Annotated in this window: 16 protein-coding genes; 3 read left to right on the top strand and 13 right to left on the bottom strand. The window is 59.3% G+C overall.

Annotated features, from left to right (window positions below; genetic code table 11):
* Positions 1–184: 184 nt before the first annotated feature.
* Both recJ and ASE98_RS00870 read right to left on the bottom strand, forming a co-directional pair.
* Positions 185–1,894, bottom strand: coding sequence for a single-stranded-DNA-specific exonuclease RecJ (recJ, locus tag ASE98_RS00875; protein WP_060539546.1), 1,710 nt, complete (start codon positions 1,892–1,894; stop codon positions 185–187).
* A gap of 66 nt (positions 1,895–1,960) precedes the next feature.
* Entirely contained in the window at positions 1,961–2,503 is a 543-nt protein-coding gene (locus tag ASE98_RS00870; protein WP_007971297.1) for a YaeQ family protein, read from the bottom strand.
* 147 nt (positions 2,504–2,650) lie between these two features.
* On the opposite strand from ASE98_RS00870, the gene ASE98_RS00865 reads away from it, so the two are divergent.
* Complete coding sequence (locus tag ASE98_RS00865; RefSeq protein WP_060539545.1) at positions 2,651–3,850, top strand: CaiB/BaiF CoA transferase family protein; 1,200 nt, start codon at positions 2,651–2,653, stop codon at positions 3,848–3,850.
* A 202-nt stretch (positions 3,851–4,052) separates the two neighbouring features.
* Here ASE98_RS00865 and ASE98_RS00860 read toward each other — a convergent pair whose 3' ends face one another.
* From ASE98_RS00860 to ffh, 11 genes are all read right to left on the bottom strand, one after another.
* Positions 4,053–4,340: a DUF3509 domain-containing protein gene (locus tag ASE98_RS00860; protein ID WP_060539544.1), complete on the bottom strand. Its 288-nt coding sequence runs from the start codon at positions 4,338–4,340 to the stop codon at positions 4,053–4,055.
* A gap of 162 nt (positions 4,341–4,502) precedes the next feature.
* Positions 4,503–5,852: a transporter substrate-binding domain-containing protein gene (locus tag ASE98_RS00855; RefSeq protein WP_060539543.1), complete on the bottom strand. Its 1,350-nt coding sequence runs from the start codon at positions 5,850–5,852 to the stop codon at positions 4,503–4,505.
* Between the two features lie 118 nt (positions 5,853–5,970).
* Positions 5,971–7,380, bottom strand: coding sequence for a threonine synthase (thrC, locus tag ASE98_RS00850; RefSeq protein ID WP_060539542.1), 1,410 nt, complete (start codon positions 7,378–7,380; stop codon positions 5,971–5,973).
* Positions 7,381–7,490: 110 nt separating this feature from the next.
* Complete coding sequence (locus ASE98_RS00845; RefSeq protein ID WP_060539754.1) at positions 7,491–8,795, bottom strand: homoserine dehydrogenase; 1,305 nt, start codon at positions 8,793–8,795, stop codon at positions 7,491–7,493.
* Positions 8,796–8,928: 133 nt separating this feature from the next.
* Entirely contained in the window at positions 8,929–9,660 is a 732-nt protein-coding gene (locus ASE98_RS00840; protein ID WP_060539541.1) for a DsbC family protein, read from the bottom strand.
* Positions 9,661–9,981: 321 nt separating this feature from the next.
* The gene (gene xerD, locus ASE98_RS00835) at positions 9,982–10,878 is read right to left on the bottom strand and encodes a site-specific tyrosine recombinase XerD (protein ID WP_060539540.1); all 897 of its coding nucleotides are present in this window, start codon (positions 10,876–10,878) and stop codon (positions 9,982–9,984) included.
* 100 nt (positions 10,879–10,978) lie between these two features.
* Positions 10,979–11,329: a 50S ribosomal protein L19 gene (rplS, locus tag ASE98_RS00830; RefSeq protein WP_003175895.1), complete on the bottom strand. Its 351-nt coding sequence runs from the start codon at positions 11,327–11,329 to the stop codon at positions 10,979–10,981.
* A gap of 45 nt (positions 11,330–11,374) precedes the next feature.
* Entirely contained in the window at positions 11,375–12,127 is a 753-nt protein-coding gene (trmD, locus tag ASE98_RS00825; protein WP_007941398.1) for a tRNA (guanosine(37)-N1)-methyltransferase TrmD, read from the bottom strand.
* A 2-nt stretch (positions 12,128–12,129) separates the two neighbouring features.
* Positions 12,130–12,666 (bottom strand): ribosome maturation factor RimM, encoded by a 537-nt coding sequence (gene rimM, locus ASE98_RS00820; protein ID WP_034149001.1) that lies wholly within the window; start codon positions 12,664–12,666, stop codon positions 12,130–12,132.
* A gap of 5 nt (positions 12,667–12,671) precedes the next feature.
* The gene (rpsP, locus tag ASE98_RS00815) at positions 12,672–12,923 is read right to left on the bottom strand and encodes a 30S ribosomal protein S16 (RefSeq protein ID WP_003198088.1); all 252 of its coding nucleotides are present in this window, start codon (positions 12,921–12,923) and stop codon (positions 12,672–12,674) included.
* A 371-nt stretch (positions 12,924–13,294) separates the two neighbouring features.
* The gene (gene ffh, locus ASE98_RS00810) at positions 13,295–14,671 is read right to left on the bottom strand and encodes a signal recognition particle protein (protein ID WP_060539539.1); all 1,377 of its coding nucleotides are present in this window, start codon (positions 14,669–14,671) and stop codon (positions 13,295–13,297) included.
* A gap of 211 nt (positions 14,672–14,882) precedes the next feature.
* On the opposite strand from ffh, the gene ASE98_RS00805 reads away from it, so the two are divergent.
* Both ASE98_RS00805 and ASE98_RS00800 read left to right on the top strand, forming a co-directional pair.
* Positions 14,883–15,695 (top strand): cytochrome C assembly family protein, encoded by an 813-nt coding sequence (locus ASE98_RS00805; RefSeq protein ID WP_060539538.1) that lies wholly within the window; start codon positions 14,883–14,885, stop codon positions 15,693–15,695.
* A 14-nt stretch (positions 15,696–15,709) separates the two neighbouring features.
* A complete protein-coding gene (locus tag ASE98_RS00800) occupies positions 15,710–16,954 on the top strand; it encodes a transporter associated domain-containing protein (protein ID WP_060539537.1) in 1,245 nt (414 codons plus the stop codon).
* The last annotated feature ends 72 nt before the right edge of the window (positions 16,955–17,026 follow it).

Genomic DNA, 17,026 nt, shown 5'->3' with positions numbered 1-17,026 from the left:
GACAGGAAAGAGGTACAACACCCGCCCCCGCGGGCAAAAAATTCGACAAGACGTCACAAGGCCAATCAAGCAGTGATTAGAGCCTAGTCGACAACCGGGGTTGTGGGAGGGTTCAAGAATTGAAACAACTCTTCAAGCTCAGATCTTGTGGCAAGCCCCCTCGCCACAAAAGGTGTGCAGCGGCCTATCGAGGTTCGATGTGGGCAATCATCAACTGCACCGTCTCATTGCCACGAAACTCATTCAGGTCGAGCTTGTAGGCCAGTTCCACCCACTTGATCGTCGGATTCGGCCATATATCGCGGTCGATACCGAAAGCGATGCCATCGAGCTTCACCGAACCGCATTCGCTGCGCAGCACGACTTTGAGATGGCGCTCGCCGACGACACGCTGCTCGACCAACTGAAACACCCCGTGAAACAGCGGCTCGGGGAAGTGCTGCCCCCACGGGCCGGCGTGGCGCAGGGCGCGGGCCAGTTCCAGGTGAAACTCCTCCACCGCCAGGGTGCCGTCAGACAGCAGGCGCCCGGTCAGGTCTTCTTCGCGCAGTTGCCGGCGCACCTCGGCGTCAAAGGCCTCGGCGAACAACGGAAAATTCTCTTGCGCCAGCGTCAGCCCGGCGGCCATCGCATGGCCACCGTACTTGGTGATCAGATCTGGATGTTGTGCCGCAACCACGCTCAGGGCGTCGCGAATATGAAACCCCTGGACCGAGCGCCCCGACCCCTTGAGCAGGCCATCACCAGCATCGGCAAAGGCGATGGTCGGACGGAAATACCGTTCTTTCATACGCGAGGCGAGGATGCCGATGACACCCTGGTGCCACTCGGGATCGAACAGGCACAAACCGAACGGCATCGATTCCACCGGCAAATCCTTGAGCTGCGCCAGCGCTTCACGCTGCATGCCCTGCTCGATGGATTTGCGGTCCTGGTTCATGCCGTCCAGCTGTGCCGCCATTTCACCGGCGGTCGCCGCATCGTCGGTCAGCAGACACTCGATGCCCAGGCTCATGTCATCCAGACGCCCCGCCGCGTTCAGGCGCGGGCCGACAATGAAACCCAGGTCGGTGGAGGTGATTCGCGTGTGATCACGCTTGGCCACTTCAAGAATCGCCTTGATACCCGGCCGGGCGCGCCCTGCGCGAATCCGCTCCAGGCCCTGATGCACCAGGATCCGGTTGTTGGCATCCAGCGGCACCACGTCGGCGACGCTGCCCAACGCCACCAGATCCAGCAGTTCACCGATATTCGGCTGTGGTTTGCTCACGTACCAACCCAACTCGCGCAACCGCGCACGCAGGGCCATCAGTACATAGAAAATCACCCCGACGCCGGCCAGAGCCTTGCTCGGGAAAGCGCAACCGGGCTGGTTCGGGTTGACGATGGCATCGGCCAGCGGCAGTTCATCACCGGGCAAGTGGTGATCGGTGACGAGCACCTTGAGCCCGGCTTTTTTCGCCGCCGCCACGCCTTCGACGCTGGAGATGCCGTTGTCCACGGTGATCAGCAATTGCGGATCGCGGGTCAGCGCAACCTCGACGATTTCCGGGGTCAGGCCATAGCCGTAATCGAAGCGATTGGGCACCAGGTAATCGACATGCGCCGCACCCAGCAGACGCAGGCCCAACGTACCCACGGTACTGGCCGTTGCGCCATCGGCGTCAAAGTCGCCGACAATCAGAATCCGTTGGCGCTGCTCGAGTGCCGTCACCAACAAGTCCACGGCGGCATCGATGCCCTTGAGCTGCTGGAACGGAATCAGCCGCGCCAGGCTCTTGTCCAGCTCAGCCTCCGATTGCACGCCCCGCGCTGCGTACAGGCGGGTCAACAACGGCGGAATATCACCGAGAAATGGCAGGGTGTCGGGCAGCTGGCGAGGTTCAATGCGCATGGGGTGACAGGTGCTTCTCTTCAATACGTAGGATAAAACCGGATGACGCTGTGCAACGGCGAAAAATCAGCCGCGCTCACCGGCCAGCCACTGCAACTGGACTTCGTGCTGACCACGGTCGTCGGTGACGAAAATCGTCCCCTCGCTGATCATCACGTCCCACTTGATCACGCGCGGCATGTCTTTGGCCAGCGTCTCCAGGACCTCCTGAGGCACAGCGGCAATGTTGACGTTTTTCAGATTCTTTACTGCCGGAACCACTTTGCCTTCCCAGACGCGCAGGCTGCCATAGGCCAGCAGGCTGGTGCGTTCAGTGCGACGCGAACACCAGGTCAGGCGCTCGGCGTCAGGCTGGCCGACTTCGATCCAGTGCAGCACGCGGTCATCCAGGCTTTTTTCCCACAGGGCCGGCTCGTCCACTTCTGACAGACCGCGGCCGAACGACAACTGCTCGTTGTACCAGAGGGCGTAGGCCAGCAGGCGCACGGTCATGCGCTCTTCGGTTTCCGAAGGGTGGCGGGCGATGGTCTGTTTGACGCTCTCATAGACGCTGCGGTCAAGGTCGGTGAGGTTCAGTTCAAACTTGTAGGTCGTGGACGGCTGGGCCATGAACGGGCTTCTTGATACGAGGAAAGGCGGCAAGTCTAACCGATGCGACGGGCATTCCACGAATCGAAGGCGATCAAGCGGGAGCGTCTGACAGTCGGCTATGTTAAAACGCAGTATTCGCTAAGCCTTTGTCCTACAGGATTTCGTATGCCGCTCACCTCCAAACCGCTTTGCGGTCTGAAAGTCATCGAATTGGGCACCTTGATTGCCGGCCCCTTTGCCTCACGAATCTGCGCCGAGTTCGGTGCCGAAGTGATCAAGATCGAGTCCCCGGACGGCGGCGACCCGCTGCGTAAATGGCGCAAACTCTATGAAGGCACCTCTTTGTGGTGGTTCGTTCAGGCACGCAACAAGAAGTCCCTGACGCTCAACCTCAAGCATCCTGACGGCCTGGCCATTCTGAAAAAACTGCTTGGCGAAGCGGACATCCTGATCGAGAACTTTCGCCCTGGCATCCTGGAAAAACTTGGCCTGGGCTGGGACGTGCTGCATGCACTCAATCCGAAGCTGGTGATGGTGCGACTATCGGGCTTCGGCCAGACTGGCCCGATGAAAGATCAGCCCGGTTTCGGTGCGGTGGGTGAATCCATGGGTGGCCTGCGCTACATCACCGGGTTCGAAGACCGGCCGCCGGTACGCACCGGAATTTCCATTGGCGATTCGATTGCCGCGCTCTGGGGCGTGATTGGTGCCTTGATGGCCCTGCGTCATCGCGAGGTCAACGGTGGACAGGGGCAAGTGGTGGACGTGGCGCTGTACGAAGCGATTTTCGCCATGATGGAAAGCATGGTCCCGGAGTTCGATGTGTTCGGTTTCATCCGCGAACGCACCGGTAACATCATGCCGGGCATCACCCCCTCCTCTATCCACACCAGCGCAGATGGCAAGCACGTGCAGATCGGCGCCAATGGCGATGCGATCTTCAAACGCTTCATGCTGATCATCGGTCGGGAGGACCTGGCTGACGATCCTCAACTTGCCAGCAACGATGGCCGCGACAGCCGTCGCGACGAGATCTATGGGGTCATCGATCGCTGGGTCAATTCATTGCCGCTGGACCAGGTGCTGGCGCTGCTCAACCAGGCTGACGTGCCCGCCAGCCGGATATTCAGCGCCGAAGACATGTTCAGTGATCCGCAGTACCTGGCGCGGGAGATGTTCCTGCAGGCCAAGCTGCCGGATGGCAAAGACTTCAAGATGCCGGGAATCGTACCGAAACTCTCAGAGACTCCCGGTGAATGCGAATGGGTCGGGCCACAACTGGGTGAGCACAATGCACTGGTGCTTCAGGAACTTGGCTATGACGCGTCGCAGATCGCCCAGTTGCGTAAAGACGGCGCCATCTGATCTGGCGGAGTTTTTCGACAACAAGCACCAGCCATGACAAATCGCAGGCAAAAGAAACCCCGAGAAGTGGGGAGACGACCCGGGTCAAACTTGGCCTTAAAGACCAGTAGCAGCAGGCGCCAAGCATCGGAGCACAATGCTTGATCCTGCTGTTACAAGGTCTGACTGACCTGCGCGCAGGAAGGTTCCCGCAAACATCGATTCAGTTGCGGCTGGCCAGCAGCTTGTCTTGGGCTGCATTACGCAACGCCGCGATAACACAGGGCTCCAGGCGTCCTTCAGCGATCAGCACGTCGCGGTGCAATCCATCGACCACATCGGTCAAAAGACGCTTGTCACTCAACTGCGCCTGATTGAATTCCCGCTCCACCACGATGGCGCCGAGTGGATTCTTCAGGCTGACCCTGCATTCGCCATGGATACCTGACGGGGTCAATATGACTTGATAAGGGCTCAGCGCCTCGCCGAGCAACAGGCTGATACTTTCCATCCCGATCACCACTCAATAGTTCGAAAACAACATGCCTGGGGTGTGTCTAAAGTAAATGACCACCGGCGCGAGAAGAAAGTTCTGGATACTGGGCGCAGGCGAACCTGTACGTCACATCCACAGAGCATGCACGGCAAACATGACAGAGAAAAAACGCCGGCATCAGCTCTGTCGGCTCCTTTGACCAATGTCGGCCCAGCCTCCCAACAATCCCCGCAACTGCCCGTCCGCGCTGTAAAACGGCACCGACCATTGATAGATGTTCCTCATGCCATCCTTGAACATCAATTGACGCTCGCAGAAGCGCGCCCTGCGTGCAGCCAACTGAGCCATGAGTTCGCTATGCAGCAGTTCAGCGGTGTGCCTGGGCATGACGTCGACTTCGGTCAACTGACGCCCCTGAATCAGATCGAAGCGGGTCGATAAAACATCCTCATAACTTTTGTTGCACATGACCAGGCGCCCCTGCAGATCCCGGACGAACATCGGGTCGGGCATGGCATCTATCAATGCATTCTGAAAGGCGAGTTTATCGCGCAGTTTTTTCTCGGCGCTCGGACGCTGGCGCGCCAGTACCGCACGCCTCCGACTCCACAGCAGCAACAGCACAGCGAGCACACTGACCAGCAACAGCCCCCAACCACTTTCCCGGTTCAGCCGCTGCCAGGTCGAGGGTCGTGGCGCAGGAGCCAGGGTCTCGAACCATTTATGCCGTATCGCGCGTAACTCGGCGGGCGGGAACGCTTCCAGCGCCTTGTTGAGAATGCTCAACAACTGCGGCTGCCCCTTGCGTACCGCCAGATAATCACCGGCCCAGGTGCCTTCCACTGCATGGCCGACCTGGAGCTGGCCCGGCGGGTAGAGCCGGGCGGTGATTTCGTTTTCGATAGTGGCGTAGGCCTCGCCGCTTTCGACCCATGCCCTCGCCTCGGCGTAGGTTTTCACCGTACGCACCTCGATGGACGGAAAGTCACGGCGAATGATGGGCTCCAGGGCATGTTGGCTGGGTAGCACCAGCACCCTTTTTTTCAGTTGTTCCAGCGACTCCACCACAGGCGCCTGCGCACGGCCGACGAATACCCAGGCTGCGCCGCCAAAGGCGTGACTGAAGTCCAGGAGTGCCTTACGCTCATCATTCATTGACAGGATCGTGCTCATGTCAGCCGCACCGTTTTCCAGCCTGGCCAGCAACTGGCCGGTGGAAAACGACTCGTCATAGACAAATTGCAGACCCGTCATGGCGCTGATGCGCTGAAGAACATCGTAGTTGAAGCCACTCCACCGACCCTCCGCGTCCCTGAACAGGTAACGTGGATACTGCTTAGACGCGACAACCACTCGTGGATGCTCGGCAAGCCATTGCCGCTCTCGTGCATCCAGTTTGATCAAGGTACCGGTATCTGACGCACGGGGCTTGCCCGACTGTGCCGCCACCGCCCATTGCCCTGCCCCGAGAACAGCCATTAACAACAGCCAGCGCGCGGCAGATTTGAACCCTCTTGAAACCAGCATTACCCCGTCCTTCGTGATTCACTCGCCTCTCCTTCATGGGCGAAACATGACAAGTATGCATGCTGGAACAAAAAAGCCCGTCAGTAGACGGGCTTCAAAATGTGACAGTATCAGCCTGTTACAAAGGCTTGCCGCGGTTGCCATGCTGACTGACAAAGGCCTGTACGGCCTTCAGGTCGTTTGGCAACACGGTGCAACGCTCATCACGCTCAAACAAATCAGAAAGATGTGCAGGCAGTTGTAGCGCTTTTCCTACACCGGCTTTTTCCACCGCGTCGGGGAACTTGACCGGATGCGCCGTACCCAGGACCACCATAGGAATATCCAGGCTACGACGGCATTCCCGTGCCGCCCTGACGCCGATGGCCGTGTGCGGGTCCAACACCTCGCCGGTTTGCTCGTAGACCTCGGCGATGGTTTCGCAGGTCTGAGCATCATCCACGGCCAGAGAGTCAAACAGCTTGCGGGCTTCGGTCCAGCGTTCCTGGTCGACGCTGAAGCCGCCACCCTGCTTGAACGAATCCATCAGGCCGGCAATGGCCGCGCCATTGCGACCGTGCAGGTCGAACAGCAGGCGTTCGAAGTTCGACGACACCATGATGTCCATGGATGGCGACAGCGTCGCGTGCAGGGTTTCCTTGACGTACTGGTTGCCGCTCATGAAGCGGTGCAGGATGTCGTTGCGGTTGGTGGCGACGATCAACTGGTTGATCGGCAGGCCCATGTTGCGTGCCAGGTAACCGGCGAAGATGTCGCCGAAGTTGCCGGTCGGTACCGAGAACGACACCGAACGCGCCGGGCCACCCAACTGCAGGGCGGCGTGGAAGTAGTAAACGATCTGGGCCATGATCCGCGCCCAGTTGATCGAGTTCACCGCCACCAGGCGAGTACCCTTGAGGAAGCCCTGGTCGGCGAAGCTCGCCTTGACCATTTCCTGGCAGTCATCGAAGTTACCTTCGATGGCGATGTTGTGGATGTTCTCACCGAAGAGGGTGGTCATCTGCCGACGCTGCACTTCGGACACACGGTTGTGCGGATGCAGGATGAAGATGTCGACGTTTTCGCAGTGCTTGCAACCTTCGATGGCAGCCGAGCCGGTATCACCGGAAGTGGCACCGACAATCACCACGCGCTCGCCGCGCTTTTCCAGCACGTAATCGAGCAGGCGACCCAGCAGTTGCAGGGCGAAGTCCTTGAACGCCAGAGTCGGGCCGTGGAACAGCTCCAGTACCCATTCGTTGCCGTTCAACTGACGCAGTGGGGCCACGGAGCTGTGGGCGAACACGCCGTATGTTTCTTCGAGAATCTTCTTGAAATCGGCATCGGGAATGCTGCCGGTAACAAACGGGCGCATCACTCGGAAGGCCAGCTCGTGATAAGGCAGGCCGGCCCAGGAAGCGATTTCTTCCTGGGTGAAACGTGGCAGGTTTTCCGGGACGTACAGACCGCCGTCGGTGGCAAGACCTGCCAGCAGGACGTCTTCGAAATTCAGGGCCGGTGCCTGGCCGCGGGTACTGATGTAGCGCATAGGGGCAAACCTTCGATTTTAGCTTTGAGCTTCAAGCTATTGGCGACAAGTTAAAGCTGAACTGCCTTCAACTTGCCGCTTGGGGGCTTACAGCTCGCCGCTGTTATTATTTAGTTCAAGTGCTCGACGCGGATACGCACGACCGGACCGACTACCCCCGCCAGGGCTTCCAGGGCGGCGATCGCATCGTTGATGCGCTGTTCCACCACACGGTGGGTCAGCAGGATCATCGGCACCAGACCGTCGTGTTCCTCGGCCTCTTTCTGCATGATCGATTCGATGTTGATACCGCGCTCCGACAGGATGCTCGCGACCTGGGCCAGCACGCCAGGATGGTCCTTGGCCTGGATGCGCAAGTAGTAAGCACTTTCGCAGGCTTCGATCGGCAGGATCGGGTGAGCCGACAGCGAATCCGGCTGGAAAGCCAGGTGCGGTACACGGTTTTCCGGATCGGAAGTCATGGCGCGAACCACGTCCACCAGATCGGCGATGACCGACGAAGCGGTCGGTTCCATGCCGGCGCCAGCGCCGTAGAACAGGGTCGAGCCGGCAGCGTCACCGTTGACCATTACCGCGTTCATCACGCCGTTGACGTTGGCGATCAGGCGATCGGCCGGGATCAGCGTCGGGTGCACGCGCAGCTCGATACCGGCTGCAGTGCTGCGGGCCACGCCGAGGTGCTTGATGCGATAGCCCAGGGCTTCGGCGTAGTTCACGTCAGCCGTGGTCAGCTTGGTGATGCCTTCGGTGTAGGCCTTGTCGAACTGCAGCGGAATGCCGAAAGCGATGGAAGCGAGGATCGTCAGCTTGTGGGCTGCGTCGATGCCTTCGACGTCGAAAGTCGGATCGGCTTCGGCGTAACCCAAAGCCTGGGCTTCGCCCAGCACGTCTTCAAAGGTACGGCCCTTCTCACGCATTTCTGTGAGAATGAAGTTGCCGGTGCCGTTGATGATGCCCGCTACCCAGTTGATACGGTTAGCCGAGAGGCCTTCGCGAATCGCCTTGATCACCGGGATGCCACCGGCCACTGCCGCTTCGAACGCGACAATCACGCCTTTCTCGCGGGCCTTGGCGAAAATTTCATTACCGTGAACGGCAATCAATGCCTTGTTCGCGGTGACCACATGCTTGCCATTCTCGATGGCCTTGAGTACCAGCTCGCGGGCAACGGTGTAGCCGCCCATCAGCTCTATAACGATGTCGATCTCAGGGTTCGTGGCCACTTCGAAGACATCGGTGGTAATCGCAATACCGGTCGTTTGGAACTGAGGCTTTGGCGTGCGAATGGCAATTTGCGCCACTTCGATCCCACGCCCGGCACGACGAGCAATTTCCTCGGCGTTGCGCTGAAGTACGTTGAAGGTACCGCCACCGACGGTCCCTAACCCACAGATGCCTACTTTGACCGGTTTCACTGTGAACTCCCCATAAAACGGCCGACTCGAGGCCGGCCGTGAAAACAGCCGCATGTTCGCGACTCTCTATTGATGGCCCGGCAAAACTGACACCGGACCATGATCGCCAACGGTTACCCGTGACGATGCGAAATTATTTCGCGCCCAGCGCCAGTTTGGCGACTTGTGGCGCCGGCTGGTAGCCCGGAATGACCTGACCGTCGGCCAAAACGATGGCCGGTGTGCCGTTCACGCCGATCGACTGACCAATGGCGAACTGCTTGGAAACCGGGTTATCGCACTTGGCGGCCTTGATTTCCTTGCCATCGACCATTTTGTCCATGGCGGCTTTCTTGTCTTTCGAGCACCAGACCGCTTGCAACTGTTCGTCACCCGGCGAGCCCAGGCCCTGGCGCGGGAACGCCACATAGCGCACTTCGATGCCGCGCTTGTTCAGCTCGGGCACTTCGGCGTGCAGCTTGTGGCAGTACGGGCAAGTGGTGTCGGTAAATACGGTGATGTGCGATTTGGTTTCGCCAATCGCCGGGTACACCACGGTTTCAGCAACCGGGATGTCGTTGATCAGCTTGGAGATGCCCAGGCGCTCGGTCTTCTCGGTCAGGTTGACCGGCTTGCCGTCCTTGAGCTGGAACATGTAGCCCTGAACCACGTATTGGCCATCGGCGCTGGCGTAAAGCACGCGGCTGCCCTTGAGCTTGACTTCGTACAGGCCCGGCAGCGGGCTGGCGGTGATGGTTTCGACCGGTACTTCGAGCTGGAGGTTTTCCAGGCTTTTACGGATGGCTTTGTCGGCCGCGTCGTCGGCGACGGCAAAGGTGCTGACCAACGCAATGGCTGCGGCGGCGAAAATCTGGGTCAGACGCATGAGAACTCCTGAAGGCGAACATATGGGACGACCAGAACGCCCGTGCCGAAACACCGGGTCATAACCGCCCATCGTGCAAACCGCTCAAGCCTACCACATAAGGCCGGTGTGGCCGAATGCGGGTAACAAAGACACCACTTTGCTAACTGACACCCATTATTGTGGCGAGGGGGTTTACCCCCGTTGGGTTGCGAAGCAACCCCAAAAATCTACCACCGGATTAAATGGGTTGCTCCGTGAGTACCGGTTTACGAGTGCTGCGCAGCCGAACGGGGGTAAACCCCCTAGCCACAGGTCAGCATTTCAATTTCGGTAACCGTGCTAGCCGCGCGGGTGGTGTTTGGCATGCAGGTCCTGCAATCGTGCCCGGGCCACATGGGTATAGATCTGGGTGGTCGACAAATCGCTGTGGCCGAGCAGCATCTGCACCACCCGCAGGTCCGCCCCGTGATTGAGCAGGTGCGTGGCGAAGGCATGGCGCAAGGTATGCGGCGACAGCGACTTGCCAATCCCGGCGACTTTGGCCTGATGCTTGATTCGGTGCCAGAAAGTCTGGCGGGTCATCTGCTCGCCGCGCTGGCTGGGGAACAACACATCGCTGGGGCGTCCACCGAGCAATTCAACGCGGGCATCGCGCAGGTAGCGCTCGACCCAAACGATCGCTTCCTCGCCCATCGGCACCAGTCGCTCCTTGCTGCCCTTGCCCATCACGCGCAGCACACCCTGGCGCAGGTTGACCTGCTCCAGCGTCAGGCTGATCAACTCCGTCACCCGCAGGCCGCAGGCGTAAAGGACTTCCAGCATGGCGCGATCGCGCTGACCTATGGCTTCGCTCAGGTCCGGCGCCTTCAACAACGCCTCCACATCGGCTTCTGACAGGGATTTGGGCAGCGGCCTGCCCAGCTGCGGCATGTCGATGCGAAGGGTAGGATCGACGGCGATGAGTTTTTCCCGCAGCAGATAGCGATAGAACCCACGCACACCGGAAAGAAATCGTGCGGTCGAGCGAGGCTTGTAGTTTTGCTCCAGGCGCCAGGCGAGGTGATCAAGGATCAATTCGCGCCCGGCGTTGATCAACTCCAGCCCTTTTTCCTGCAACCAGCCATTGAACAAGGCCAGATCGCTGCGGTAGGCGTCGCGGGTGTTGTCGGACAGACCCTTTTCCAGCCACAGGGCGTCGAGGAACTGGTCTATCAATGGATGTTCGATGGCTGGCATAAAGGCTCAGGAGGGACCGCTAATACGGCCAACGAAGATAAATTGCGGGCAACAAAAAAGCAGCCCGCAGGCTGCTTTTTTTCTGCATCGGAAGCTGGACTTAAGCCAGTTTTTCCTTGATGCGAGCTGCTTTACCGGACAGGTCACGCAGGTAGTACAGCTTGGCTTTACGTACGTCACCGCGACGTTTAACGGCCATGCTGTCGATTTGCGGGCTGTAGGTCTGGAAAGTACGCTCTACGCCAACACCGTTGGAGATTTTACGAACGGTGAATGCACTGTTTACGCCGCGGTTACGCTTGGCGATAACTACGCCTTCGAACGCTTGCAGACGCGAACGGTCGCCTTCCTTCACTTTCACCTGAACGACAATGGTGTCGCCCGGGGCAAAGGTAGGGATCTCTTTGGTCATCTGCTCTGCTTCGAGTGCAAGGATGATTTTGTTAGTCATGCTGTGCTCCTAAGGTAAATCGTCGGATCTACCATCGATACGTTGTTAACTATCGTCCCGCTCGCGGATGTATTCCTCGAGCAGCTTCTTCTCTTCTCCAGAAAGCGAGCGGCTTTCCAGAAGATCGGCGCGTCGTTCATAGGTCCGACCAAGGGACTGCTGTAAACGCCAACGCCGGATGTGCGCGTGATTGCCACTTAGCAATACGTCGGGAACACGCTGATCCGCATACACCTCCGGTCGGGTGTAATGCGGGCAATCCAGCAAACCATCCGTAAAGGAATCTTCCTCGGCGGAGTCCGCATGCCCTAAAGCTCCAGGCAGCAGTCGTGTAACCGCATCGATCAGGACCATCGCCGGCAGCTCGCCGCCAGACAGTACATAGTCGCCAATCGACCACTCTTCATCGACATGAGCATCAATAAAACGCTCGTCAATGCCTTCATAGCGGCCGGCAATCAGGATCAATGCATCCAGATTCGCCAACTCGCGTACCGCCGACTGAGTCAGTTGACGGCCTTGGGGGGACAGGTAAATTACCTTCGCCGCCTCCCCGGCTGCTGCCTTGGCCTGAACCAGAGCATCTTCCAGGGGCTTGATCTTCATCACCATGCCCGGACCACCGCCAAACGGGCGATCGTCCACAGTGTGATGTCGATCCGTCGTGTAGTCTCGCGGATTCCAACAGGTCAGCTGCAAGAGCCCCTGTTTCACCGCACGACTGGTGATGCCGTACTCGCTGATGGCGGAGAACATCTCGGGAAACAAACTGATCACTTCTACGCGCAAGTTAGCCACGCTTAGAAGTCCGCGTCCCAATCCACCTTCATCTCGCCTGCGGCCAGGTCGATGGCCAACACGCATTGCTCCGTATAGGGCAACAGGCGTTCGCGATCATCCAGGCTGCCAGCGCAAGGCTTGACCACCATTACATCATTCGAGCCGGTCTCCAGCAGGTGATCGATCTTCCCGAACAGTTGCCCGAGGGTGTCGATGACCTTGAGACCTTCCAGCTGGTACCAGTAGTACTCGCCGTCGGTCAGTTCAGGGAACAGGTTGCGCGGCACGCAGATCTCATAACCGGCCAGAAGACGAGCTTCTTCACGATCATCGAGACCCTTGAGCTTTGCGACCAGGAACTTGTCATTCCCGCGTCCGCTGACCAGCTCTACCTGCTTTACATTGCCGTCACGCTTGAGCGTCCAGGTTTTGTAGTCCAGCAGGTTCTTGATCGGATCAGTAAAGGAATACACCTTCACTTCGCCGCGAACGCCGTGTACCGAGTAAATTTTGCCGATAACGATCAAATCATCAGCAACAGCTGGCGTCGCGTTCATATTGCTCAGGCCGCAGCCTTAGCAGATTCCTTCAACAACTGAGCAACGCGCTCAGAAGGTTGTGCACCAACGCTCAGCCAGTAGGCTACGCGCTCTTGGTTCACGGACAGACGAACTTCCTGACCACGAGCAACAGGGTTGAAGAAACCAACCTGTTCTTTGTGGGAACCGTCACGCGGGTTGCGGGAGTCGGTTACGGTCAGGTGGTAAAACGGGCGCTTTTTGGAGCCGCCAAGGGCAAGACGGATTGTTAGCATGTGAACATCGTTCCTGTAGTCGGTGCTGCAAATCTAAATGCACAGCGGGCATGGGTGCCCGAAAGGCCGCATATTCTAAGGAATATCCGGACTTTTGCAAATGACTTTTTCCGGCGCCTATGGCATGCCGTGCAGATTTGCATATAGAGCCGTCAATGAAAACGGCCGGTCAGCTCCCGCCAAGTGCGGGTTTGCTGTTGATCCCGCGTCCTTGCGGGGTCTGCGCCGGTGCGACGACCGGCGCGGATTCTGGTGCTCTGTTAGGCCAGTACGCTCAATTTTGGCGAGTGGCTGGTGCCCTCAAGGAGCGGCAACGCCGCATGAGGACGCCAGACACCGCCCAAATTGAGCAGTACTGGCTTAACAGAGCACTATATCTTTGGCATGCCGCCGCCGGGCAACATACCGCCCATGCCGCGCATCATCTTGGCCATTCCGCCTTTCGCGGAGAATTTCTTCATCATCTTCTGCATCTGCTTGTGCTGCTTGATCAAGCGACCGATGTCCTGCACCTGGGTGCCGGAGCCCATGGCGATCCGGCGCTTGCGCGAACCGCTGATCATCTCAGGGTCGCGGCGCTCGGCCGGGGTCATGGAATTGATGATGGCTTCCATCTGTTTGAACTGCTTCTCTGCCGCACCCTGGGCATTGCCCATTTGCGCCAGGTTCACGCCACCGATGTTCGGCAGCTTGTCCATGAGCCCGCCGAGGCCGCCCATGTTCTTCATTTGCTGCAGCTGATCACGGAAGTCTTCGAGGTCGAAGCCCTTGCCCTTTTTCAGCTTCTTGGCCAGCTTGTCGGCCTTGTCCTTGTCGAGCGTCGCTTCCGCCTGCTCGATCAGGCTGAGCACGTCGCCCATGCCGAGGATGCGCGAAGCGATACGCTCAGGGTGGAACGGATCGAGCGCTTCGCTCTTCTCGCCCATACCGATGAACTTGATAGGCTTGCCGGTAATGGCACGCACCGACAGGGCAGCACCGCCGCGGGCATCGCCGTCGACCTTGGTCAGGATCACGCCGGTCAGCGGCAGCGCATCACCGAAGGCCTTGGCCGTGTTGGCGGCGTCCTGGCCAGTCATGGCATCAACCACGAACAGGGTTTCGACCGGGTTGATCGCGGCGTGCAGCGCCTTGATCTCGCCCATCATCTCTTCATCGATGTGCAGGCGACCGGCGGTATCGACGATGACTACATCGATGAATTTGAGTTTTGCTTCTTTAATAGCCGCGTTGGCGATGTCGACCGGCTTCTGGCTCAGATCCGACGGGAAGAAGGTCACGCCGATGTCGTTGGCCAGGGTTTCCAGCTGCTTGATCGCCGCCGGACGGTAAACGTCCGCGGACACGACCATGACCGACTTCTTCTTGCGTTCTTTAAGGAAGCGCGCGAGCTTGCCGGCGGTGGTGGTTTTACCCGCGCCCTGCAAACCGGCCATCAGAATGACCGCTGGCGGAACGGCGCTCAGGTTGAGGTCTTCGTTGGCCGCGCCCATCAGGCTTTCCAGCTCGGCCTGAACGATCTTCACAAAGGCCTGACCCGGCGTCAGGCTGCGCGACACCTCGGTGCCGACTGCGCGCTCCTTGACCGAATTGACGAAGTCCTTGACCACCGGCAGGGCGACGTCGGCTTCGAGCAACGCCATGCGCACTTCGCGCAGGGTGTCTTTGATGTTGTCTTCGGTCAGCTTGGCCTTGCCGGTGACATGGCGCAGCGTCTGCGAGAGACGGTCGGTTAAGTTTTCAAACATTGCGCGATCCTTTCAGGCCCTGTGTAGACCGGGATAATGGCGGCCCGCACCGGACTAAAACTGTGCTCGGCGAGCCTGCGGCGTGGGCAGGTCGCGGATTATAGCGAAGACTGCGCCCGGCGGACACCTCGCCGTCAGGCTTGTGCGGTCTTTCGTGCCATGTGGGTTCTATGCCAAACTCAGTGCCTTTCGGGCTTGCCTAACAGGATTTATGCTCCCCTTGTCACCCAGTTTGCTTACGACACTCGCCGCCGCCTGCTTGTATGCCGCTGCGACTCTCTATCAAGGCACTCGCCTGGCCACCAGGGCCAAGGCCGACAAGCGCCTGCTGGTTCTGCTCGGCGTGCTTGCCGTGCTGGCCCATGGCGCCAGCCTGGTCACCCACCTTATAACCCCGATGGGGCTGGGCCTGGATTTCTTCAGCGCCGCCAGCCTGATTGCGGCGGCGGTCATTGCCCTGACCCTGCTGGCCTGCTCGCGGATCCCGGTGGAAAACCTGCTGGTGCTGCTATTCCCGCTCGGGGCCCTGACCGCGCTGCTGGCGCAGTTCACCCCGGCCGGCACCGTACAGGTCATCGACGAAGAACCGGGTATCCTCGCCCACATCCTGCTGTCGATCCTCGCCTACGGCATGTTCACCATCGCGGTATTCCAGGCCTTGCTACTGCTGCTTCAAGACCACCAGCTCAAGCACAAGCACCCGTCCGGCCTGATCAAGAACTTCCCGCCGCTGCAAACCATGGAAAGCCTGCTGTTCGGTTTCCTTTGGGCCGGCTGGACGCTGCTGTCGCTGTCGCTGATCTCCGGCTGGCTGTTTGTCGAGAACCTGTTCGCCCAGCATCTGGTGCACAAAACCTTGCTGGCCTGCGTGGCCTGGATTGTCTTCAGCGTGCTGCTCTGGGGCCGTAACCGCCTCGGCTGGCGCGGGCACAAGGCGATCCGCTGGACCCTGGCCGGCTTTTGCCTGTTGATGCTGGCGTACTTCGGCAGCAAGCTGGTTCGCGAATACATCCTGCATATCTGACGGGCGGCGCATAAATGGACGACTTGCCCATAGGGCCGATGCTTGCAGTAATTGCCCTGCTGATCTTATGGTCGGGGCTTTTCACTGCCATCGAAGCGGCGCACCAGCATTTGCTGGCCCAGCGCATCGCCACACGCTCCAGCGACAAACCACCGGCGAAACTGAGTTTCCCCCTGGTCAGCCTGATCTTCTGCAACACCCTATGCCGTGCGCTGGTGGTGATCATCAGCACCTTGCTGGCATTGTTCACCTGGGCCGAAAATGGTCCATGGATTGCTTGCCTGGGTGCTGGCGCCATGGTGCTGGTGTTCGCCGATTACCTGCCGCGCGCCCTCGCCGCCCGCTACCCCGAGACCATCCTGGCCCAGGGTAACAATCTGCTGCGCGTGCCGCTGAGAATCATCTACCCGGCCGCCTGGCTGCTGCACGGTATCAGCCAGTTGCTGATGCGACCGTTCGCCCGCAAAGCCAAAGTCGTGCAACAGAGTGAGGACGAGGTTGCGACCGAGCGCAACGACGTCCCGGAAAACCCGGTAAACCGCCCTCATGCACTCTCGGGCATCCATGCGCTGGACAACATCACGGTCAATGACATCCTGGTGCCGCGCAGCGATGTGGACGGGATCAACCTCGACGACTCCATCGAAGAGATCATCGAGCAACTGCGCAACAACAGACGCACGCGCCTGCCGGTATTCCACAGCGATATCAATCAGGTCGAAGCCGTGCTCAACACCCGGCACATCCTGCATCTGCTGCCCGACGCCAGCCTGACCAAAGAAGCGCTGCTGGCCGCCAGCCACGAACCCTACTTCGTACCGGAAAGCACGCCGCTGCAACTGCAACTGCTCAATTTCCATAAACAGCAGCGGCGCTTGGGCATGGTGGTCGACGAGTACGGTGAAGTGCTGGGCATCGTGACCCTGGAAGACATCCTCGAAGAAATCGTCGGCGAATTCGAAAGCCAGCACAGCCTGGACAATCCGCACATCCACCCGCAAACCGATGGACGCCTGCTTATCGATGGCGCCGCGTCAATCCGCGAGCTGAACAAGAGCCTCGGCTGGCACCTGCCCAGCGACGGCCCGAAAACCCTGAACGGTCTGGTGACCGAGGCGCTGGAGACTATTCCCGACAGCGCCGTTTGCCTGAGGATCGGCCGCTATCGGCTGGAGATCCTGGAGACCGAGGACAATCGCGTTACCCAGGTGCTGATCTGGCAGACCAGTTCCGCCCCTGCTATCGCCACCGTTCGATAGATAAAGATCAAAAGATCGCAGCCTGCATTGCGTTCCCCTGCAGGAGCTTTCGAGCGAAGCGAGGCTGCGATC

Source organism: Pseudomonas sp. Leaf48, assembly GCF_001421885.1.
GTDB lineage: Bacteria > Pseudomonadota > Gammaproteobacteria > Pseudomonadales > Pseudomonadaceae > Aquipseudomonas.
The sequence above is the reverse complement of the archived record's forward strand: the minus strand, read 5'-3'. Positions and strand labels throughout refer to the sequence as shown.